The 21,074-nt window shown below is 45.3% G+C and carries 22 protein-coding genes; 4 read left to right on the forward strand and 18 right to left on the reverse strand.

Annotation, left to right across the window (positions count from 1 at the left end):
* Positions 1 to 172: 172 nt before the first annotated feature.
* From AC58P7_RS11265 to AC58P7_RS11315, 11 genes are all read right to left on the reverse strand, one after another.
* Entirely contained in the window at positions 173 to 742 is a 570-nt protein-coding gene (locus AC58P7_RS11265; protein WP_497342774.1) for a manganese catalase family protein, read from the reverse strand.
* A gap of 15 nt (positions 743 to 757) precedes the next feature.
* The gene (locus AC58P7_RS11270; RefSeq protein WP_497342776.1) at positions 758 to 1,024 is read right to left on the reverse strand and encodes a spore coat protein CotJB; all 267 of its coding nucleotides are present in this window, start codon (positions 1,022 to 1,024) and stop codon (positions 758 to 760) included.
* The gene (locus AC58P7_RS11275) at positions 1,021 to 1,254 is read right to left on the reverse strand and encodes a spore coat associated protein CotJA (protein WP_497342778.1); all 234 of its coding nucleotides are present in this window, start codon (positions 1,252 to 1,254) and stop codon (positions 1,021 to 1,023) included. The genes AC58P7_RS11270 and AC58P7_RS11275 overlap by 4 nt, the downstream gene beginning before the upstream one ends.
* A 193-nt stretch (positions 1,255 to 1,447) precedes the next feature.
* A complete protein-coding gene (gene ytvI, locus AC58P7_RS11280) occupies positions 1,448 to 2,494 on the reverse strand; it encodes a sporulation integral membrane protein YtvI (RefSeq protein ID WP_497342780.1) in 1,047 nt (348 codons plus the stop codon).
* Between the two features lie 14 nt (positions 2,495 to 2,508).
* Positions 2,509 to 3,846, reverse strand: a complete 1,338-nt coding sequence (locus AC58P7_RS11285; protein WP_497342782.1) for a hemolysin family protein — start codon at positions 3,844 to 3,846, stop codon at positions 2,509 to 2,511.
* Positions 3,847 to 3,872: 26 nt separating this feature from the next.
* A complete protein-coding gene (yfkAB, locus tag AC58P7_RS11290) occupies positions 3,873 to 5,000 on the reverse strand; it encodes a radical SAM/CxCxxxxC motif protein YfkAB (RefSeq protein WP_497342784.1) in 1,128 nt (375 codons plus the stop codon).
* 128 nt (positions 5,001 to 5,128) lie between these two features.
* Positions 5,129 to 7,354, reverse strand: coding sequence for an MMPL family transporter (locus AC58P7_RS11295; RefSeq protein ID WP_497342786.1), 2,226 nt, complete (start codon positions 7,352 to 7,354; stop codon positions 5,129 to 5,131).
* A 61-nt stretch (positions 7,355 to 7,415) separates the two neighbouring features.
* Positions 7,416 to 8,549, reverse strand: a complete 1,134-nt coding sequence (locus tag AC58P7_RS11300) for an HD-GYP domain-containing protein (protein ID WP_497342788.1) — start codon at positions 8,547 to 8,549, stop codon at positions 7,416 to 7,418.
* Between the two features lie 117 nt (positions 8,550 to 8,666).
* On the reverse strand, positions 8,667 to 9,479 hold the full coding sequence (locus AC58P7_RS11305) for an undecaprenyl-diphosphate phosphatase (RefSeq protein WP_497342790.1): 813 nt from the start codon (positions 9,477 to 9,479) through the stop codon (positions 8,667 to 8,669).
* Positions 9,480 to 9,541: 62 nt separating this feature from the next.
* Positions 9,542 to 10,966 carry a bifunctional metallophosphatase/5'-nucleotidase gene (locus AC58P7_RS11310; protein ID WP_497342792.1) on the reverse strand — a complete coding sequence of 475 codons (1,425 nt, stop codon included), beginning with the start codon at positions 10,964 to 10,966 and terminating at the stop codon, positions 9,542 to 9,544.
* A 98-nt stretch (positions 10,967 to 11,064) separates the two neighbouring features.
* Positions 11,065 to 11,535 (reverse strand): hypothetical protein, encoded by a 471-nt coding sequence (locus AC58P7_RS11315; protein ID WP_497342793.1) that lies wholly within the window; start codon positions 11,533 to 11,535, stop codon positions 11,065 to 11,067.
* A 122-nt stretch (positions 11,536 to 11,657) separates the two neighbouring features.
* On the opposite strand from AC58P7_RS11315, the gene AC58P7_RS11320 reads away from it, so the two are divergent.
* Genes AC58P7_RS11320 through AC58P7_RS11330 form a run of 3 tightly spaced genes read left to right on the forward strand, consistent with a single transcriptional unit; the run spans position 11,658 to position 14,545 of the window.
* On the forward strand, positions 11,658 to 12,359 hold the full coding sequence (locus tag AC58P7_RS11320) for a molybdenum cofactor biosynthesis protein MoaE (RefSeq protein WP_497342795.1): 702 nt from the start codon (positions 11,658 to 11,660) through the stop codon (positions 12,357 to 12,359).
* A gap of 25 nt (positions 12,360 to 12,384) precedes the next feature.
* A complete protein-coding gene (locus AC58P7_RS11325; protein ID WP_497342797.1) occupies positions 12,385 to 13,449 on the forward strand; it encodes a ThiF family adenylyltransferase in 1,065 nt (354 codons plus the stop codon).
* Between the two features lie 46 nt (positions 13,450 to 13,495).
* Positions 13,496 to 14,545, forward strand: a complete 1,050-nt coding sequence (locus tag AC58P7_RS11330; protein WP_497342799.1) for an HD-GYP domain-containing protein — start codon at positions 13,496 to 13,498, stop codon at positions 14,543 to 14,545.
* Between the two features lie 6 nt (positions 14,546 to 14,551).
* Here AC58P7_RS11330 and AC58P7_RS11335 read toward each other — a convergent pair whose 3' ends face one another.
* From AC58P7_RS11335 to AC58P7_RS11360, 6 genes are all read right to left on the reverse strand, one after another.
* Positions 14,552 to 14,941 carry a DUF350 domain-containing protein gene (locus tag AC58P7_RS11335; protein ID WP_497342801.1) on the reverse strand — a complete coding sequence of 130 codons (390 nt, stop codon included), beginning with the start codon at positions 14,939 to 14,941 and terminating at the stop codon, positions 14,552 to 14,554.
* Positions 14,938 to 15,588 carry a signal peptide protein gene (locus tag AC58P7_RS11340; RefSeq protein ID WP_497342803.1) on the reverse strand — a complete coding sequence of 217 codons (651 nt, stop codon included), beginning with the start codon at positions 15,586 to 15,588 and terminating at the stop codon, positions 14,938 to 14,940. Before AC58P7_RS11340 ends, AC58P7_RS11335 begins: the two co-directional genes overlap by 4 nt.
* Entirely contained in the window at positions 15,585 to 16,781 is a 1,197-nt protein-coding gene (locus AC58P7_RS11345) for a glutathionylspermidine synthase family protein (RefSeq protein ID WP_497342805.1), read from the reverse strand. The genes AC58P7_RS11340 and AC58P7_RS11345 overlap by 4 nt, the downstream gene beginning before the upstream one ends.
* A gap of 4 nt (positions 16,782 to 16,785) precedes the next feature.
* Positions 16,786 to 17,469: a hypothetical protein gene (locus AC58P7_RS11350; RefSeq protein WP_497342806.1), complete on the reverse strand. Its 684-nt coding sequence runs from the start codon at positions 17,467 to 17,469 to the stop codon at positions 16,786 to 16,788.
* Positions 17,469 to 17,687, reverse strand: a complete 219-nt coding sequence (locus AC58P7_RS11355; protein WP_497342808.1) for a hypothetical protein — start codon at positions 17,685 to 17,687, stop codon at positions 17,469 to 17,471. Before AC58P7_RS11355 ends, AC58P7_RS11350 begins: the two co-directional genes overlap by 1 nt.
* Positions 17,688 to 17,806: 119 nt before the next feature.
* Positions 17,807 to 18,919, reverse strand: coding sequence for a C40 family peptidase (locus AC58P7_RS11360; protein WP_497342810.1), 1,113 nt, complete (start codon positions 18,917 to 18,919; stop codon positions 17,807 to 17,809).
* A gap of 230 nt (positions 18,920 to 19,149) precedes the next feature.
* On the opposite strand from AC58P7_RS11360, the gene AC58P7_RS11365 reads away from it, so the two are divergent.
* Positions 19,150 to 19,581, forward strand: a complete 432-nt coding sequence (locus tag AC58P7_RS11365; protein ID WP_497342812.1) for a PH domain-containing protein — start codon at positions 19,150 to 19,152, stop codon at positions 19,579 to 19,581.
* A 56-nt stretch (positions 19,582 to 19,637) separates the two neighbouring features.
* Here AC58P7_RS11365 and sufB read toward each other — a convergent pair whose 3' ends face one another.
* Positions 19,638 to 21,035 (reverse strand): Fe-S cluster assembly protein SufB, encoded by a 1,398-nt coding sequence (sufB, locus tag AC58P7_RS11370; RefSeq protein ID WP_497342814.1) that lies wholly within the window; start codon positions 21,033 to 21,035, stop codon positions 19,638 to 19,640.
* Between the last annotated feature and the right edge of the window lie 39 nt (positions 21,036 to 21,074).

A 21,074-nucleotide genomic window follows, 5' to 3' on the forward strand; every position in this document is an offset into this window, starting at 1 on the left:
ACAAAAGCCAGCTCAGGTGAGCTGGCTTTTTATCTACACTATTCGCCCCCCACAACTTATCACGATTGCCGTTAATAGAGCATGATTCGATTGTATATTTCCATTCAAATCAAATAATTAGCCATTTTAGCGAGCCATCCATGTCATTTCTCCAATAGGATAACCTCCACCTTTAGAATATCTTCTTCTCCACTCGATCGTCCTTCAAAATTTCAACAGCCTCCCTGAAGCGCAGCGAATGCACGATCTCCCTTTCCCTGAGAAATTTCAAGCTATCCTGCAAATCAACGTCATCCGTTAGGTCGATTAACCATTGGTAAGTCGCTCTCGCCTTCTCCTCTGCCGCTATGTCCTCGTAAAGGTCGGCGATTGGGTCTCCTTTCGCTTGTATGTAGGTAGCCGTCCAGGGGACGCCTCCGGCGCTCTGATAGAAGAGTCCTCGATCATGAGCCACATAGTGTTCATCCAAACCAGCCGCCTTCATTTGCTCAAGTGACGCATCCTTCGTCAGCTTATACACCATGGTCGCGATCATCTCAAGATGGGCGAACTCTTCAGTTCCGATGTCGGTCAACAATCCGACGACCTTATCTGGAATCGAGTATCGTTGGTTCAAATAGCGAAGAGCCGCAGCAAGCTCCCCATCTGCCCCCCCATACTGCTCAAGGAGCAGTTTGGCCATCCGAGGATCACATTTGCTAACTTTGACAGGATATTGCAGCTTTTTCTCATAAATCCACATGGGCTATCCTCCTTCTCAAACTTGCCACGGCCACGGAGTCTCCACCCACTGCCATGGGGCTTTCGTGAAGCTATGTCCATAGGACATCAAAGGACCGAATGCCAGTTCGAACTGCTCCACCATGTGCAAGCGCTTATGAGCAAATTGATTATACTGTTGAATCACACTCAGATCGTCAGGGTGTGTATCCAAATAGAGCGTCAACTCCACCAATACAAAATCCACGGCTTGCAGATCACGAAGCTGCTTGTAATAGGCTTCTGGTAGCACACGCTCACTCATGTAGATTGGCCTCCTTCTTCACTTCTTGGCTCATACATCGGGTAAGGCCCATAAAGCGCTGGCCAGAGCGTACCTATTTTCAAGGCATCATACGGGCTATATTGTGGCAGACCTGGCGGTTGAAAATGAATATATAACTGTGGCGGGGTATTATACCATTTCACCCTAATTGGCGGACACGGGTCACACGGGCCAATATACGGGTAATATTTTTTAAACTGAGTAAACATACGTCTCCTCCTTTTCATAGCCTATATGACTCGTTATATGCGGTATAACTTGACCAAAATCACCTTTTTCCCATCTTTTTCGAGAATATGCCATTAGATGCGCTTGATGAGTTCGGATTCGGAGCATCTCCCCCCAACACAAAAAATCCCTCTCCGATTGCATCTTCGCAATTCGAAAAGGGACTTCTCATTTTTAATCTAACTTAATATTTAAGTTCAGCACGCCTGCTTTGCGCAACGCTTGATAGATAATGACCACCAGTGGGCCGAGGAACAAGCCAGCAAAGCCAAGCCACTCAAAACCAATGTACAAAGAAATTAAAGCCGCCAAGGAATTAATGCCAACCGCATCACTTAGCACTTTGGGTTCCATAATTCGGCGCAGAATGCTCAAAATTAAGAATAGGACCAACAGGCCGATCCCCAACCCCGTGTGCCCCACCAGCAGCTGATAGATGATCCACGGTATGAATATGAGCCCTGTTCCGATTATCGGCACGAATTCCATCACCATGACTAACAGCGAAATAGCTAATGGATACTCTGTACGAAGGATAAGCAGCCCGATAAAAGTCACCAAATACGTAAAAATCGCCATGATGAGCTGAGCGCGAATGAAGCCAAATATAGCTACCCGCAAATTGACCAGCACTTGCCCCATCTTCTCTTTCGTGTTCGTTTCAAAAATGGAGAGAAACGCAACCTTCAGATTCGGCAAGCTATACATACACAAGTACAGAGCAATCACATACACAAGTAACAGCATGAACATATTAGGAATTTTACCCGCCATATTGAGGAAAAATCCAGATATTCCGCTCAATATACTTGTTAGAGCACTCGTTAACGTTTCCGTGCTGCGTTCTACCCAAGTCTGGACCTGAGCAGCCATTTCTGGTGATAAAGAATCATAGAACACCTGGGTTTGCACAACGGCTTGATCCACGTATTTATTGACATCTTCCATATAGTTAGGTGCCTTACGACCTAGATCGATAAGCTCAGTCACGACATTCATCCCGATAAAATAGATTAAAGCCAGCATCAGAAGGGTAAACACCGTAGAGATGATTGTAGCAGCGATAAAGCGGCTCATTTTCGCAAAACGTATCAAAAGTAACGTTAATGGATCTAAGAAAATGGCTGTCACCAGTGCTAACAGAAATGGCAGTCCTATGGTGAACAATCCATATAACAGCAATAATCCAAGCACCATGAGTATGGCCGTCTTAGGTGACATAGGAACTCCTCCGATTAATCATTTCCCGGTTTAACCGTGTCGATATTCGTAATATGTATCCGTACTATACGTAACCTATCTACCTCGGTCACTTCAAATACGTGGTTCGCATAGGGCACTTTTTTACCCTTAACCGGTGCGCCTTCCACCTTCTTAAACAGCCATCCACCAATCGAATCCACATCATCGTCTTCAATTTGGAGGTCTAGCATGTCGTTCAAGTCTTCCAGCAAAACACGACCGTCGACAGATGTGTATTTATCTTTCACTTCCACACCTGGTCGTTCATTAATATCGAATTCATCGTGCAACTCACCCACAATTTCTTCGATGATGTCCTCTAAAGCCAAGAGCCCCGCAGTGCCACCGTACTCATCAATGACAATGGCAAGCTGTGAATGCTTTTTCTGCATGAGCTTCAATACCCGACTGACTTCCATCGACTCGGGTACATTGAGAATAGGACGAATGAAGGTCTTAAGTTCCTGCTCGACATCCGGATCCGCCGTCAACAGATCAGCGATATGTACAAAGCCTACGATGTTATCTTTATGCTGATCAGCAACAGGATATCGTGTATGTTTGGTTTCGTGAACAAACCTTAAATTATCGATAAAGCTTACTTCCAGAAACAGACAATCCATATCTGTCCGCGGCAGCATGACTTCACGTGCGATGAGATCGGAAAATTCAAAAATGTTATCAAAAAGCGTCATTTCATCTTCATTGATATGACCGCTTTTGACACTCTCATCCATGAGGATTCGAATTTCTTCCTCCGTATGCGCGGCCTCATGCTCACTTGCGGGGTCGACGCCAATGATCGCTAGAAATTTATTCGCAGCTCCGTTAAGCACCCAAATAATCGGCCTAAATAGTTTGTAGAAAAACAATAAGGGTGCTGATAGCCACAAGGATGTTATTTCTGGTTTTTGAATGGCAAACGATTTAGGAGCAAGCTCTCCCATCACGATGTGCATAAACGTAATAAATCCGAAGGCAATAACAAAGGACAAAGTCGTTGTATACACGGATTCCCCTATGCCAAAAGTATGAAAGAGGGGCTCCATAATCAGGTCATGAATCGCCGGTTCTCCAACCCAACCCAGTCCCAAGGATGCAAGTGTAATCCCAAGCTGTGTGGCTGATAAGTAACGATCCAGTTGGGACGTTACGATACTCGCGTATTTGGCTTTACTGCTGCCTTCATTCACGAGTTGTTGAATCCGAGAAACTCGAACCTTTACAAGGGCAAACTCTGCAGCAACGAAAAATCCGTTCAGCAGGACGAGTAAGATAACCAGGAAAAGATTGAGTACGATCGAACCGAAATCAAACGACGTATGTGGCAAAATGTATTTCTCCTTCAGATAGATGATTAGATAATAGCTTTGCGGCTTTTGAAATCAACATCTCGATAGTACGAATCAGCAACTAGCAGGTTGGGACCGCAACAGGATGCCGTGCTGCAAAAGCAATTCACGCGCTGATTCAGCGGGTTATGCTCCCAGCGTGCAAAGATGGCATCAAGCCCATCGTCGTGTACATTCCCAAGCGGAGGCTCATTAGCAAAATCGGTGACGAAAACCTCACCTGTGAACGTGCTGACGTTCAAGCGGTTTCGTCCATCAGGGTCGTTACGAACAGTCACATTACGTTCCTCACGTAAACGCGTAACTAACCTGCGATCCTCCTCCAGTTCATTGCATGCGAAGAAAGGCAGAGTTCCGAACAGCATCCACATGTCTGGATTCCGCGTATCTAACAAGCGATGAATGCTAGCTCGCAATTCATCCAGCGATACCATCGGAAGATGGGAGGCAAATGAGCTCGCATACATCGGATGTACCTCGTGGCGTTTGCACCCCATCTCATTAATCAATGCATGGATCTCAGGCAATTTCAAATGAGTCCGCGTGTTAATCATCGATTCGGCAGAGACGTATAAGCCGCCTTTGCTAAGTGCAATCGTATTATTGACCATTCGCTCATACATCCCTGAAGCGGTTGCTCGACCTACAGGGCGCTGTGAGTTCACAAAGCCTACTTGATGGAAATCGTCCGTATTTAAGTAATTAAAGGAAATGTGCATGACATCCAAGTAGGGTGCCAATAGCTCATATCGCTCCAAATCCAAGGTTAAATTGGAGTTAATTTGTGTGCGGATCCCCCGCTCACGGGCATACTTGAGGATCGGAAGCATATAGTCCTTCACAATCTTAATGTGATAAGACGGTTCGCCGCCTGTTAGACTGATCGTTTCCAGATGCTCGATTTCATCAAGCTTTTGTAAGATGACGGGTAACGGAATGCGAGGCCCTTCTGTCATCGTAAGTGAATCCCCAACTGCACAATGCTCACAGCGCATGTTACACAGATTGGTGATGGTAAGCTCTATACTTGTTAATACATGTTTCCCATATTTCCGATATGACCGAATGGGGTCCCACGGATCATAACTGGGAGTAAGCTCCGGTAAGATGGAGTTTGTTACGTTCCTATTCATGCTGTTTACACCTGACCTATCATTTCCTATTCAAGTACATATTACTACCTATTATGCCTATACCTATGCCCTTTATTGTAACTTATGATTCACAAAAAAGGAAACAGGGGCATCAAGGTGCGATGCCCTTAGCGCTTATCCGCTTTCGCTTGAGGCTTAACTCGAAGCCATCTCGGTGCCCACCAATTTGCTTCGCCGAGCAGCTTCATAAGTGCGGGCACAAGCATGACTCGCACAATCGTGGCATCGATCAATACGGCAAGTCCAAGACCCAGCCCCAGCGCCTTCATAATTTCAATATCCGTGAAAATAAAGGAACCCACAACGACGACAAGGATGAATGCTGCGCTTGTAATCAAGCTTCCCGTTTTTTTCAACCCTTCGGCTGTACTCTGCTCATTGTCACCACTGGCCTCATATTCTTCCATGATGCGTGAAATCAGAAATACCTCGTAATCCATGGAAATACCAAAAACGACACAGAAGATGATGACAGGCAGGGTTGCACTCACATATCCAATCGACGTAATGTGCAGCATATCTGCCATATAGCCATGTTGAAAAACTAAGACCACAATGCCCAAGCTGGCACCCAAACTAAGCATATTCATAAGCACCGCTTTGAGTGGAAGTAGAACAGACCTGAAGGCCACTAACAGAACGAGATAGGTAATTCCCATAACGAAAATTAAGACTGCAGGAATCTCCTTTTGAATGCGGTCAATGATGTCCAATCGGTAGGCAGGTCCGCCTGTGATGTTAACCGATAACCCGTCTTTATTCAGCTTTCGAAGATCTCGGACAAGCGTATCCGTCGCAGGATCATCTGTATCCTTCTCTGGAACAACGACCAACAACGCGGTATGCCCTTTCGCTAATTGCGTGTCTTCGAGCTGCTTTTTAATATCTGGACTCGTAAACATACCTGCAAGCTCCGCATCCGTATGCGGACCTAGGACGCTAAGATAGCTCTGAATTTCTTTCACGCCAGCAACCGCTTTGACCCGATCACCGTAAGTGTGAATCTGCCCAATAGCATCGGATGACCAAACTTCATCTTTCGTCTGTAAGACAATTTGAATAGGTCCCATCATGCGAGAGTCATAGGCGGTTTTCAACAGTTCTGCCCCATAACGGGATTCATAACTCGGAGGAAGCACCTCCGCATTCGGTACTCCTAATTTCATTTGCCCGACAGGGGTCATCGTATAGATCAACATACCACCTACAAGAACAACCAGAACTACCGGACGTTTCATCACCGCATACGCGACTTTTTCCCAGAATTGGGAAGTTTCTTGCTTGCGGAACCGTTTAGGAATGACCTGCAAGGAGTTAATACGATGGCCGAGAACACCAAGAAGCGCAAGCAGCACCGTGTTCGCCACAATTACGGAGATGGAAACCACGATAACCCCGCCCAAACACAAGGAGCGGAAGAAGGTCAAATCCACGAACAGCATACCCAACAAACCAATGAGTACGGCGATACCTGAGAAGAAAATGGATCTCCCAGCTGTTTGACATGTCATCGCTACAGCCTCAGCAACACTCCCCTGTGCCTTAAGCTCCTCTCTGAAACGACTAACGAGAAAGAGTGCATAATCAATACCGACAGCAAGCCCTAGCATGGTCACCATATTTGGCAAAAAATTGGATAAGGATTGATGCTGTGCAATAAAATAAGTAACCCCGAGTGTAAGGGTCACACTCATCACACCCACGATCATAGGTAAGAGCGCTGCAATAAATGTACCAAAAACGATAAGCAAAACAAGGAGTGCAATCGGTAAACCAATCGCCTCTGACTTGGCAATATCATGTTTGCTGGCTACTTGCATGTCATACAGAATAGCTGGACCGCCAGTTACATACACGTCCATACCTGTTGGCGGAAGCACTAGCGACTTAAGCTCTGGATATTTCTCCAACGCAGGATCTGTCTCCAACTCGAGTGAAACGTTAACAGCTTGCACATCCAGATGTCCTTCATTACGAGATGATGATACAAACTTCACGCTCTCTACATAAGGGAGTTCTTTTAGTTTAGCAAGTGAATCCATAATCGCATCTTGCTGCGATTTCTCCGTCAAATTAAGGCCATTGTTACCGGTATATACGAGACTAAGCTGTGTCCGTGGCACGCCAAGTTCATCCCTCATCTGAATCAAGCCAATGTCGGATTCGCTTCCTTTCGGCGTAAACCCGTTATCTTTGAGCATGGCAGGCGTTTTTTGAGCGAAAACAGCAAAGGTGAGCATTAACAACATTCCGATTGTTAGAACAAGCCACCGAAAGCGAAACATGGTATAGCCCCATCTCCAAAACTTTCCTCGTTCCTTGGATTCCCGCATCGTTAGTCCTCCTTTATCTACAAAAAGAACCTGGTTTCCCAGGTTCTTCATCATATATCAGCTATAAAAGTGTTGGCATGTTTGAATCGATAACCGATTCGCTTACTTTAATTTCCCCAATTTCGGAAATTAATATCGATAGCTTGCTAGAAAGGTCGATTTCATACGGTTCTTTAAGCACGGTACCCGCCTCATCTTGCAGTACACGAATAGTTGGTCTTTGTGGTACAGCCATGTTCAACTTGGATACAATTCCGTATTCTCCTGTATTTAGGCGTACCGTAATACCCAGAGGATATATCGCAATTTTGTCGCGGAATAACGCGATCTGACTTTGATCATACATCGTACCAGAACCTGCAAACAACTGCTCCATCGCTTCATGCGGCAACAACGGTCTTCGATATACACGCGTTGTCGTCATGGCATCATAGGAATCGACAAGTCCAATCCATCTGGAGAACTCATTGATTTCATTGCCTTGAATCCCTCTAGGATATCCGCTGCCGTTAATCCGTTCATGATGCTGTAGGGCACAATGTGCAGAAAGGAGTGGGATATTGGGTTCATCTTTCAAAAGATTAAAACCATAGGTCGTATGATTCTTCATCTCTTTAAACTCTTCGGGCGTTAGTTGAGAAGGCTTGCGAAGAATGCCTAAAGGTACTTTCGTTTTACCAATATCATGCAACAATGCGCCTAAGCCAAGTGTTTCAAGCTTTTCGCGGCTATACCCATAACTAATCCCAAGCATAATGGCGTATATACTTACATTTACGGAATGTTGAAATAAGTAATTATCTTTCACATTCATGTTATTGAGCATGACCATCGCACCCTCATGAGCACTTAGATCATCAATAATCATCTTCATCACATCACGAAAATTACGCCCAATATCATAATAATTAACCGCTCCACGTTTATTCGAATCCTCCATTACTTTCTTGAAGGTGTTACGAATTTCGGAAACAGCCCTGCTTCTTGTTTCATCTTGAATCACATCTTCTTGAATGATGTCATTCGTTCTCGCGTCTTCTATGTAGATATAATCAATTCCATATGTAAATAAGCGATCAATGAGTCTCTGTGTAAGCTCAACATTAACGGCCAGAAGGACCATACCATCATCGTTGTATATATTCTTGGCCAGCCTCATTCCAGGTTGACACATGTTGATCGGCATAAACAGCATTTCAGGACCCCCGCATAGGTGAGCATTACGTTCTATTTAAATGTAATAGATTTTACAGAAAAGTTCAATACAAAAAACCGCGCCTTTCGACGCGATTCGCTAGAACTAGTATACAATTTACTTTAAAAACATATAAAGCGCGAAAATAATCGCAATTGCAAAACGATAATAAGCAAAGTAAGTTAACTTCATCTTTTGAACAAGTTTAATGAAAGTAACGACAGCCAACAAAGCGACTACGAAAGCCACTAGAAATCCTACGATAAAGAAGGCCAAGTCATTCGAAGAAAGCGCCTCGTAGTTTTTCAAAAAGTAGACGCCCGAAGCTCCGAACATAATCGGAATCGCCATAATGAAGGTAAAGTCAGCTGAAGCCGCACGGCTTACACCAGATAGCATACCACCTGCAATTGTGGAGCCTGATCGGGAAAAGCCAGGCCAAATAGATACGAGTTGCCATAAACCAATGGCAAAGGCTTGTCGGTACGTCAAGTCGTCAAGCACCATCGTCTTCGGCTGTTCCTTTTTCTTCTCGGCAATGATCAATAGAATACCGCCAAGCACAAGTCCAACTAATACAGTCGTTGTGTTGAATAGCTTCTCATCGACCACATCATTAAATAAAACGCCGATCACACCCGCTGGCACGATACCAATCAAGATGTGAATTAAATTCAGCTTTTTCCCTGTTCTACTTTCACTTTTGCGTTTCACGAGCCCAAATAAGGAGAGGATTCGCTTCCAGTAAATAATGACGACTGCCATAATGGCACCTAATTGAATCACAAAATCAAATGTTTTCATGACTTCGTCATTTTGTGTGTTTAATAAGCTTTGCGCCAAAATCATATGTCCGGTAGAAGATACGGGTAAAAACTCAGTCAAGCCTTCAACGATCCCAATGATGATCGCCTCAAAAATTGTATGCATAATTGCCCCCTATTATCGTGATTAATGCTGGTTAAACTCGTTTCAACTATCTATTCTACCTGTTAGTGACTAGGTCTGACAACATCTTCGAATCTTACTTGGTGGCTGCTGGCAATCGCAGCTTCGTCTTGCAGTTGATCAGCTAGCACGTCACGGATAAATTCAGGCAGCATGTAGACAATCTGCTTCCCTCGACTGAGCGATAAATAGCCAGAGCCGAACGTAAACATATCGATCGTGCCTACGAGGTAGGAACGTTCTGGATCAAGCAGCTCATCGCCGACATACACAGTGACGATGCGTTCATAGGGAGGGCGCGAGGCATCCACTTGGACGGTGATCCCGTCCACACACAGTACGCCGAGCACCTCCCCACGGAAGCCATAGCCACGTATCGGCTTCTCCATGAATTCGTCAAGCAGCGACTCTTCGAGCGCTTGACGAATATCCGCGCCGCTGAGCAGCATGCGGCAGGGATTGATCGGGCCGGGGCAGATTTCCAGTAGCCGGCCCCGGGTTAAACCGCCCTCCTTCAGCCCCTGAAGGAGCTGCCCGCTGTTGACCAGCCCGATCTCGGCGCTGGTCCAGCGGCGAATACCCGCGGCAAGCAAGTTGCCGAGCGGGGATTCGCCGTACCAATCTAGGCGCAGCGGCTGCCGCAGCTGCGCCACCTCGATCGCCAGCGAGGCTGCGCTGGCGATGCGGTAGTGCTCCAGCAGCGTGGTGACGCTGCTGTCTTCTTCACTATCGGCCGTCATCGGGACGACGCGGCCGTTCAGTTCCACGATCCGGCGCTGCGCCGGGTCGTAGGCAAGTTCAATGTGGCCGGCATACTGACCGAACTTGCCGGCCGCACAAATATAAGTGCCGCTGAGCAATAGCGGCTCTTCGAGGAGATGATGGGTATGTCCGCCTAGGATTACATCGATGCCCTCCAGCTCGTCAGCCATCCGCTGATCGCTCCTGAGGCCTAGATGCGACATGACGATAAGAATATCCACCTTAGGACGCAAAAGACTCACATGTGCGCTCACGGCCTTCATAGGATCGGATACATCCCAGCCCAACAGCTCATAGTAATCCTGATAAGCAGCTGTAACCCCAATCAATCCGATACGGAGGCCCGACTTCTCAACGGTAAGTGTGGGCAGCATCCAATCCGGGGTCTCCTTAGTAGCGATTTCGGTAATATTGCTGCCAATAATCGGAAATTGCGCGTGTTCCAACACGACAGCTCTTAACCAATCAGGCGTAAATGTCAATCCTTCATTATTTCCTAGAACCATTGCATCATAGCCAGTGGCATTCATGATTTCTAAGTTCGCGATAGCATTCGTTCCTTCTGTCTCGGGAAACATCCGATCCATATGGTCGCCTATATCGAGTGTCAAAACCTGATGGGGCGGCCAAAGACGGCGAACACGATCAAAATATGCGCTAATTTTGGGCATCTGTTCAAAATGACTGTGAATATCATTCGTATGCAAAATAACTAGCCGTTGCAAGGGGGCCGACATCCCGTTCACCTCTCTTCGTAATCAACTAGATCCTAGCACGTCTATATGTTATGCAGGTATCCTCCTCCTCATTTCTTGAATTTCAGATCTTCGAGGGTCACTTTATTCTTAAACCCATAAGTCGCTTCTTCGCCCAGTGCTGGCTCATAGAGAAACCACACCTTTACAATACTTTTAACGTTGAGGCATTCGCTGCTTCCATCAGGTACATAAAGACGAATGGGATACCCTTTCTTCAGCGGCTGTCCCTCCTGCGCATATAGAAAAAGAGCTTCATCAAGCTGCGGCCACGGTATCAACGCTTGGAACTCGTCTATGGCTTCTACTCTCACGTGGGTAGGCTCCTCAGTAGCCTCGCTTTGCTGCTTACGTTTCCAGCTTCGGTACCATGCCTTGAGATCAAAAGCATCTCCCTGCACCGATGGCACACGATCTTGACTATGTAACCGCTGATCCGTCAAATCCACCATTTCCTGGACGGTAAATGTTTCATTCTTCCTATGTATGTCAGACACTTGAATGACTGAATTAGCTTGCATGTTTAGGTCTCCTCCCGAAATCCAGCGGCTTTCCCCGCCAAAGTCTCACTCATTATACCATTTTTAGGGCAAAATATGATATGCTGTAAGGGATTCTAACATCAATCGCAAGGAGAAACAACTTGAACCTACACATCCAACTTTTCGCTGGTCTCGTAGACCTATTCGGGACTTCTGTTCTAACGATTTGCGTTGAACAAGAGTCAATCACTATCGCACAATTGAAAGACATAATCGTTACTGACTATCCTGCAGCCTCGGCGCAGCTTCATACATGCTTTTTCGCCAAAAATCAAGCTTATGCCGGTGATCAGGATACGGTTTCCGCTTCCGACGAGCTCGCTCTCATACCACCTGTTTCAGGCGGGCAGCCTTCCCTCTATGAAATCACCGATTCAACGATTGATATTGTTGCGGTGACGTCAAAGGTCAATCACCCAAATCATGGCGCTTCGCTTGCCTTCATCGGCACGACAAGAGAGATGACCTTTGGTCAGCGTACCGTGCTTTTAGAGTATGAGGCTTACATCCCCATGGCCTTGAAAACGATGGAGAGTATCGGTGGAGAAATAGATTCTAAATGGCCTGGCACCCTGTGTGCCATCACGCATCGTTTGGGCAAGGTAGCCATTGCAGAGGCTAGTGTTGTGATTGCTGTATCGTCTCCGCACCGTGCTGATTGCTATGAAGCTAGCCGCTACGCGATTGAGCGATTGAAACAAATCGTACCCATCTGGAAAAAAGAAATTTGGGAAGACGGGTCCGAATGGAAAGGTAATCAAACTGGACCTTGGAACCCACTTCAACCACCGAAAGCAGAATAAAGATTTTGATCGGAGATGACACTACTTGGATCCACATTTACATACAGAAACAATTCCTGAGGTCGATGCGCGTTATTCGCGACAAATTCTCTTCCCCCCCATCGGCCTTGAAGGTCAGCGTAAGCTTGGCAATGGACGTGTTGCTATTGTTGGCATGGGCGCTTTAGGAACGGTCCTTGCCAATCATATGGTTCGTGCAGGCGTCGGTTTTGTTCGTATCATTGATCGTGATTTTGTAGACAAGAGCAATTTGCAGAGGCAGATGCTTTACGATGAAGAAGACGCTGCCGCTACCATCCCGAAGGCGATCGCCGCTGCTAAACGACTGCAGCTTGTTAATTCAGCTGTCGTGATTGACCCTCATGTTTGTGATCTTAATGCTACGAATGCGGAACAATTGCTGCATGATGTCGATGTCATTCTAGATGGCACCGATAATTTCGCTGTCCGTTTCCTCTTAAATGATGTCAGCATTAAGCTTGGCATTCCTTGGATTTATGGCGGGGCTGTTGCGTCCCGAGGTGTCTCCTTAGTCATTCTTCCCGGGCAAACACCTTGTTTGCGGTGCCTTTTTACACAAGCACCTGCTGCTGGGACTACAGACACCTGTGATACAGCCGGTGTAATCGGCGGGATCATACACGTTGTCGCCTCATTCCAGGCCACCGAAGCACTCAAACTGCTTGTTGGAGCTGCCGAACAGCTCAATCTCAGCATGCAGCAATGGGACTTATGGTTCAATCAGAACTCCGCGATAAAGGTATCTGGAGCTAAGAAATCGGATTGTCCCGCTTGTGCAAACAAGCAATTTGACTATTTGGATGCCATTCTTGAAAGTGACACGATTCAATCTCTCTGTGGGCGCAATTCGGTTCAGATCCATCCGATCATCCCGAGTACACAGCCGCTGGAATACTGGGAAGAACGGTTAAAACCACTTGGTGTCGTGGAAAAAAACCGTTTTCTTTTGAAGTTCCATGCGTCGTCCGATATTCAAATTATCCTATTCCCCGGGGGTCGTGTTCTTATTCAAGGGACTGAGGATTTAATTCAAGCCAAAAGTCTTTACAGCCGTTATATTGGGATGTAGTATTACAATATACCTACGTGAGAATAGGACTTGGAGAGGAGCTTCTATGCGTGTACATGTGCTTCAACTAATTGTTGGTGACAAATTAATTTCCGACTCCTACAATTCAGTAGGGCTAAATCTCCTATCATCAGGCACAGTTCTCGATGCTGGAGACATTTCTATGCTCAATCGTCACAGTGTGGATTATGTTGATATAGCTCCAAGAAGCAGTGAAATCGTGGCAGTCGTTGAGGAGACACCATCCCAACATGCAAATATCTCACAAGTTACCTCGTTTAACAATGCTATTGAGGGAATCAAAGAATTATTTGAAATTCTTCAAGACGGGGGTTCTATTCGTAAGGACATTGTAGAATCCGCTTTCAATCCAATGATTGAGAGCATTCAAGAGGAGAAAGATGTAGTCTCACTTGTTCTATCTTTGACGAGTCAAGATGAATATACCCTTCAGCATAGTGTGCAAGTAGGGATGTTATCTTATTACATAGCGAAATGGATGAACAAATCCGAGAAAGAAGCTTTAGTCGTCGGTAAAGCAGGATATCTGCACGATATTGGTAAATGTAGAATTCACCCGGATATTTTGAATAAACCTGGCAAGCTTACGAAGGAAGAGTACGAGGAAGTACAGAAGCATACAATTCATGGCTATGACATCATTCGAAAATCATTAAAGGATGATACGCTTGCTCTCGTTGCCCTTCAGCATCATGAGCGAATGGATGGAACTGGCTACCCTCTCCGTAAATTCAGCACAGATATTCATTCCTATTCACGTATCGTCGCGGTTGCCGATGTCTATAGCGCCATGATTTCAAACAGGGTCTATCAGCAGCGACGTGATCTTCTACATGTTCTAAAGGAGCTTCATCGCATGAGCTTTGGGGAGTTGGATCCCAAAATCACGCAAGTCTTCATTCGGAACATGATTCCTAACTTTATTGGTAAAAGAGTGTATTTGAGCGACGGACGTGAAGGTACGATTATCATGACGAACCCTACTGATTTCTTCCGACCGCTCATTAACATCAATGGTCAATTCCTAGATCTATCCCAGCTTGCAAATGTTGAAATTACAACAATTGCGATCTAATGCAAGTTAAATAATAAGACTGCTTACCGAAATCGCAATGCCAATATATACTGCAGCAAGAAGGATACCCACTGCCACATTACCTTCCTTTAGCTGGTCTGATAGCTTCATGCCTGGGGTTAACCAATCGAACACCCAATATGAAGCTATTAAACATGCGTACCCTACGGCAAACCAAAGGCTCATATGCCAGATGGAGGAGTTCGTATAGGCAGCAATGCCTAGAATGATCGCTGTAGCCACGAACTTGCCTCCCATGGTAATACCCACTGCTACATTGCCGCCGTTTATTTCTTCCATATCCCGATAAGGTGTCATAAGACTGAAGACATACATCCCTGCAAACTGCAGCAGGACAATAACAAATAAACTAATAATAAGATCCACCACGATCACTCTGCCCACCCCCGAAATTTAGCCATCGATAAATCAAAATCTGTGTAATCATGCACTTCTTCTAGAACAACGCCCACTTCTTTTTTATCCTTAAATGATTGATATCGATCCTCTGGAATCGGCTGCTTAACCTTCTGCCCTGTTGGTAATTCGACTACAGCAAAATAACGAAATTTACCCTCGAGCTCTGTTTTGTAAACTCCAACCAACTTCACATCCGTCTTAATTTCAACTTTCAGCTCAGCAAGATCTTTGTCTGCTTCTTCTTTTGTTTTGAAAGATTTTATGGGCTTCCACTGCGACAATGTCACGTTGTTTTTCCCTTGACTGTCTGCTTTCATCGTTGCCTGCATATAGCTCAATACCCAAATGGTATCTCCTGTCGCAAAATTCTGATCGTTGGAAATTCGATCATTGTTAGGCAACAAAACCATGTCGCCATCGATCAAATCGCCGACCTTCACTTGCTGAACCTGATAATCCCAAGGCACCTCACCTGCCACATTATTTGTGATTGTTGCCGCGTTACCCGATGTAGCCTTACTCAGGACAGATGGTTTCTTATCGAATGCAACACTCAAAATCCATATAATAGCAATGACTCCGATGAGTCCTAGAGCCAATATGATAAATCTTCCTTGTTTCAAGGCGCTTTCACTCCAATCGGCACAAATTGACTTGCATTTCCCGTTATGATTCCACCAGCTCTTCCTAGAAGCCCGCAAGGCGTGCCGTTTAGTACAAAAAGACCCGTTAGTAAATGACCTTGACCATGGTCGAAGCAAAGCTGCGGTAAGTCTGCTCGTGCTTGATATACACGCTTAAAAAACACACTCGTATCGAACCCGACTTCATCTTTGAACTCTAGTTGCCCTTGCTCGTTATATAACTCAACAGAACCGCCTTCACGACCAAACATCGACTTGGACACATAACTGCCCTCAAGGATTGGTTCCATGAACGTTGGCAGCATATAGGTCTTAATCACATCGTGCTCCTCAACCGTATACAAGTCTGACTGTCTCAGATGGAAATCCCAGATTAACGCCTGTAAGCCTTTGGATTGCATAATAACCGCATGCAAAGGATTAAATAGGTGAACGAATTGTTCTTCGATCGCATAGGACAATGCCTCTCCCCCATCATCAACACCCATCCATTCTTTCGGGTACAGGGCAAACATCCGCCCAATTCTCTGATCGACACCTACCTTGACGACGCCTTCATCAATCCACAAATCCAAACAGTCCACACAGGTCATCTCTCTCTGGCTATGTGCGACTAGCGCATTTATCGTGCCCGTGTCTTCCATATGGTGTCCATACCCGATGCAAGCCGCGTAATCGGGCGCCTCTATTTCCCATGCAGCTCTTATGAGCTCTTTCATCCTCACATTTGGTGATTCAATCCCATATTGCTCACATATCCAAGGTGTAGCAATCGCAGCCTCTACATAGCCAGTAGGTGTATCTGCGTTCAGTTCAAGAAGTTTAATCGCGCCATCTTGACCGACTGTAAAATCAAATCTGGCGTAGCGGCTAATGAATCCCTCCGTATTGGGCTCTAGACGATCTAACCCATCCCACAGCACTTCAGGGATTGATAAGTCTGCATAGAGCTCTCTATTCCCATGAACGTGACGGACCGCTTTATCGAACACCCGCCACAGTCCTGTTGCGGCATGAATAAGGTCGTGATAGACCTCTCTTGGCATAACGACGAGTTGATCAATCCAATAGGCTTCCTCCTCCAAATTGGCCCATGTGAATCCAAGATCAGCCAATTGCTGCACTCTGAAATCTCTATCGGGAGATGGGATCCCTAACACCTCAAATCCCATTCGATTAACCCCCAGAGCTGGAACTGGAGGATGAGCTAAAGCCGCTGGATTTACCTCCAATACTACCGGACGAGGTTGAAGTCGATTTCGAGCTGGAGCTGCCGGAGGTGCTGCTTCCACTTGAATTTGAACTGCTTGCTGATGAGCTTGTCGTGCCTGTTTTGCTGCTTGTTGACGATTTATTCGATGTAAAAGTCCCGGTTCCGCTTGATGTTGTAGGCGTCTTGGTGGTGGAACGATTCGTAAACGAGCTTGGTTGATACGTTTTATTCACATAGGGGGTATTGGATCGATAATAATACGAACGATGATTGTTGCCCCAGCTGCTAGATGAATACGGGCTCACTGTGTTGAAAATTAGATGATACAGGAGCAAATCATCCCATCCGAAGCCACCACCGGAAACTTGATTCACAATGATGGGGGTGGTGCTGCCTCCTGTACTGCCAGTCGTGCTCGGTGTTGTCGTTGGCGAGGGTGAGGCTGATCTCTTATCAGCCGGGATAGGCAAACTCCAATCCACCTGTGGATCGTAATACGCTTTAACGTCTTCATTCGACCATTCAACCAATTTGGATGAACCCGTATTTGGACTTGGCGACTCTGCAGCTTGAGCCGAAACGAGTAGGATTTGACCTAAGAGAATCAGACTAAGTGAAGCTGATAGTACTTTAAGCGGTCGTTTCACTACTTGTTCCCTCCCCCTTCTGAGCTAGCTGCAACAAGAAGCAACTCAAACACTTGGAGATCTAAGTTTAATCGACCTTCAATCATTTCGTATTCCTTCCCGCCAACGAGTATAAAATTAGCCACATTTAAGGCTTGAATCAGCTTATCATCCCAGGCACGATCACCAATTTTAACAAGTTGACCATCCATTAATTTCTCATAAAGTACAATTGTCATTCTTCTTGCCTCCTTCATAAAAACTTCCTACTAGTTAAAACGCATGAAGCGTTCTTTTGTTTCAAAATTGACAAAAATAAAAGCCTATCCGTTTGGATAGACTTTTTCCATTTCATCCATTAATACGCAATTCGTTTGGCTTTAAGAAACGTTTTTTTCCAATATGGTTTATTGATATTCGTTATTTGTACCCCATCCTTCGGTTTAGTATTAGCGTTCAGCATCTGCATATTTCCGATATAAATCCCAACATGACCGACTGTTTTGTTCGTTTTGAAGCGTCCTGGTACATAAAAAAACACCAGATCACCCTTACGTAATGATTTACGGGATACCAATGTGCCGTATGTCGCTTGTTGGCGAGCTACCCGCGGCAACTTTATATTATATTTTCCGAAAATATATTGTGTAAACGTTGAGCAATCGAATCGGCCTGTTTTCGGATAGGATCCCGTACCAAATTTATATTTAACGCCTAAATATTGCTTTCCTTTATTAATCATGGCGTTAATATCGATATTCTTCAGAACCGGCACGACTTCTTCTTGATCATACGGTGACCACACTTGTAGATCCCCAATTGATTTATTAGGCATCATTGCCGCATTTGCGGTTGCGCCATTATCTTTGAAAGGATCAGCGGGGTCATCTCCGAAATCCAACTCAGGTGAATTGTCATTCGCGCTTACGGGATCATCTTCATGTTCAATAATCGCAATTGGGGAGGCGTGAATAAGCACATCACTTTTTCTTACTTCATAGGACATATCATCCTGAAATAAATCTGCCAAGTCGGTGACCGGCAAATATGCCGTAGATCCCTCTTTCACAACAGGCTGACTCAATTGGATTTCTGCGCCATCCTTAATAGCGTTCTTCGAGTTCATGAACAGTTCAAAATTGGCATCGTTATCGCCTAATATCAGCTTGCTCGCGGATTCGTCCCATTCTGATTGGAACTTTAACGTCTTAATTAGCTCTTGAGCAGACACATAATTGACATTGCCAATCCGTCTCATTGGAAGGGTGGCATCATTGCTCCCAAGCGCGATTATATCTTTGCCCGCTTGAGATAAGCTTTTCGTGACTGAGTTACCCGTGCCTGTAAGACCTGTTGGACTTTGCGTTGGTGTTGCACCTCGGGGGGTTACATTATCCTTCCCACAAGCTGTCGTAATCGCTAGCATGACGACCATACTTCCTAGTGCTGGTGCCTTTAATTTACTCCACATGAAGTTCTCTCTCCTTAAGGAACGCATTATAATCCTTTATAGAGTGAGGCAAGTGGCGTACAAATATGCATATCAAGCAGCTATCAGCAACTTGGAGTATGTTGGAAGAATCGGCAATTGGAAAAATGGACATTGATAATCGATCGCTGGACCGCGTCAGGAAAAGGGGGATCTCAGTCTAAATATTGAATATATACATATATATACATATATTTTCGATATAAGGAGTGATGATATTGGGCATTTTCAGTGGACTATTAGGTAATTTATCGGAGGTCTCTGTTGAGGAGCTTACGAAGCAGTATGGTGCGTATCTCATGCCGAATGAAACGATATCAACGGGTTTTAAGCTAGTCAGAGACTCCTTCGTAATCACGGATGAGCGCATTATTTTGATTGATCACCAAGGCGTTACAGGCAAAAAAACGAAGGTTTCCACGATCGATCTCGACTCGATTTATGAAGTATCCATGGAGTCTGGCGGTACAGGCTTTGATGACAGTGAACTCATCATCCATTACATAACATCTCCTTATTACAAAGCGAATAACATCTCTACCGCATTTTATCGCTTTGAGTTTAAGAAAAAGTTCAACATCCAATCGTTGTATGTCGCTCTCCAATCAGCCGCGACACAGAATCGTAAGCGCATTAACGGGTAATTGAAAAAAGCGTGTCAGAGATGGTCTCTGACACGCTTTTTTTATGACTTATGCGATTAACCGATAGATCCTTCCATCTCGAACTTGATGAGACGGTTCATTTCCACGGCATATTCCATTGGAAGTTCTTTGGTGAATGGCTCAATGAAGCCCATAACGATCATTTGCGTAGCTTCTGCTTCTGTAAGACCGCGGCTCATGAGGTAGAACAATTGATCCTCAGATACCTTGGATACCGTCGCTTCATGCTCAAGCGTAATGTTATCGTTCAAGATTTCATTGTATGGAATTGTATCGGATGTGGACTCGTTATCCAAGATCAACGTATCGCATTTGATGTTGGCTTTGGATCCTTGGGAGTTACGTCCGAAGGAAGCCAAACCACGGTAGGTTACTTTACCGCCATGCTTAGAAATCGATTTGGAAACAATCGTCGAAGTTGTATCTGGCGCCAGATGTGTCATTTTCGCGCCCGCATCTTGATGCTGCCCTTTGCCTGCAACAGCGATGGAAAGAACCATCCCTTTAGCGCCGCGGCCTTTAAGAACAACTGCTGGGTACTTCATTGTAAGCTTGGAACCGATGTTGCCATCGACCCACTCCATCGTAGCTCCTTCTTCTGCAACCGCACGTTTGGTAACGAGATTGTAGATGTTAGGTGCCCAGTTTTGGATCGTTGTATAACGAGCACGGGAGTTTTTCAAACATACGATTTCAACTACTGCGCTATGAAGAGAGTTTGTGCTGTAAATTGGAGCTGTACAGCCCTCAACGTAATGCACGAAGCTTTCTTCATCCGTAATAATCAATGTACGCTCAAATTGGCCCATGTTCTCGGAGTTAATACGGAAGTAAGCTTGCAAAGGCACTTCACATTTTACGCCTTTTGGTACGTAGATGAAGGAACCACCTGACCAAACTGCGCTGTTCAATGCTGCAAATTTGTTGTCGGAAGGAGGAATGATCGTCCCGAAATACTGTCTGAACAACTCTGGGTATTCACGAAGAGCTGTATCTGTATCGGTGAAGATAACACCTTGATCTTCAAGCTCTTTTTGCATGCTGTGGTAAACAACCTCGGACTCATACTGTGCTGATACACCAGCAAGGAACTTTTGCTCTGCTTCAGGAATACCCAGCTTGTCGAACGTTTCTTTAATTTCCGTAGGAACTTCTTCCCACGTTTTACCTTGCTTCTCCGATGGACGAACATAGTACTGGATATCATCGAAATCCAAGTCATCCATGTTTCCGCCCCAACGCGGCATTGGCATTTTGAAGAATTGCTCAAGTGATTTCAGACGGAATTCCAACATCCAGTCTGGTTCGCCTTTAATTCTTGAGATTTCTTCAACGATTTCACGAGTTAACCCTTTACCGGATTGGAAAATGGATTTGTGCTCATCTCTAAAACCATATTTGTAATCCTCTAAATCTGGCATTTGTTTAGCCATGGTCGATTCCTCCTTAACGTTATCTTACATACTTACTTC

The organism is Paenibacillus sp. J22FR5 (assembly GCF_059691975.1).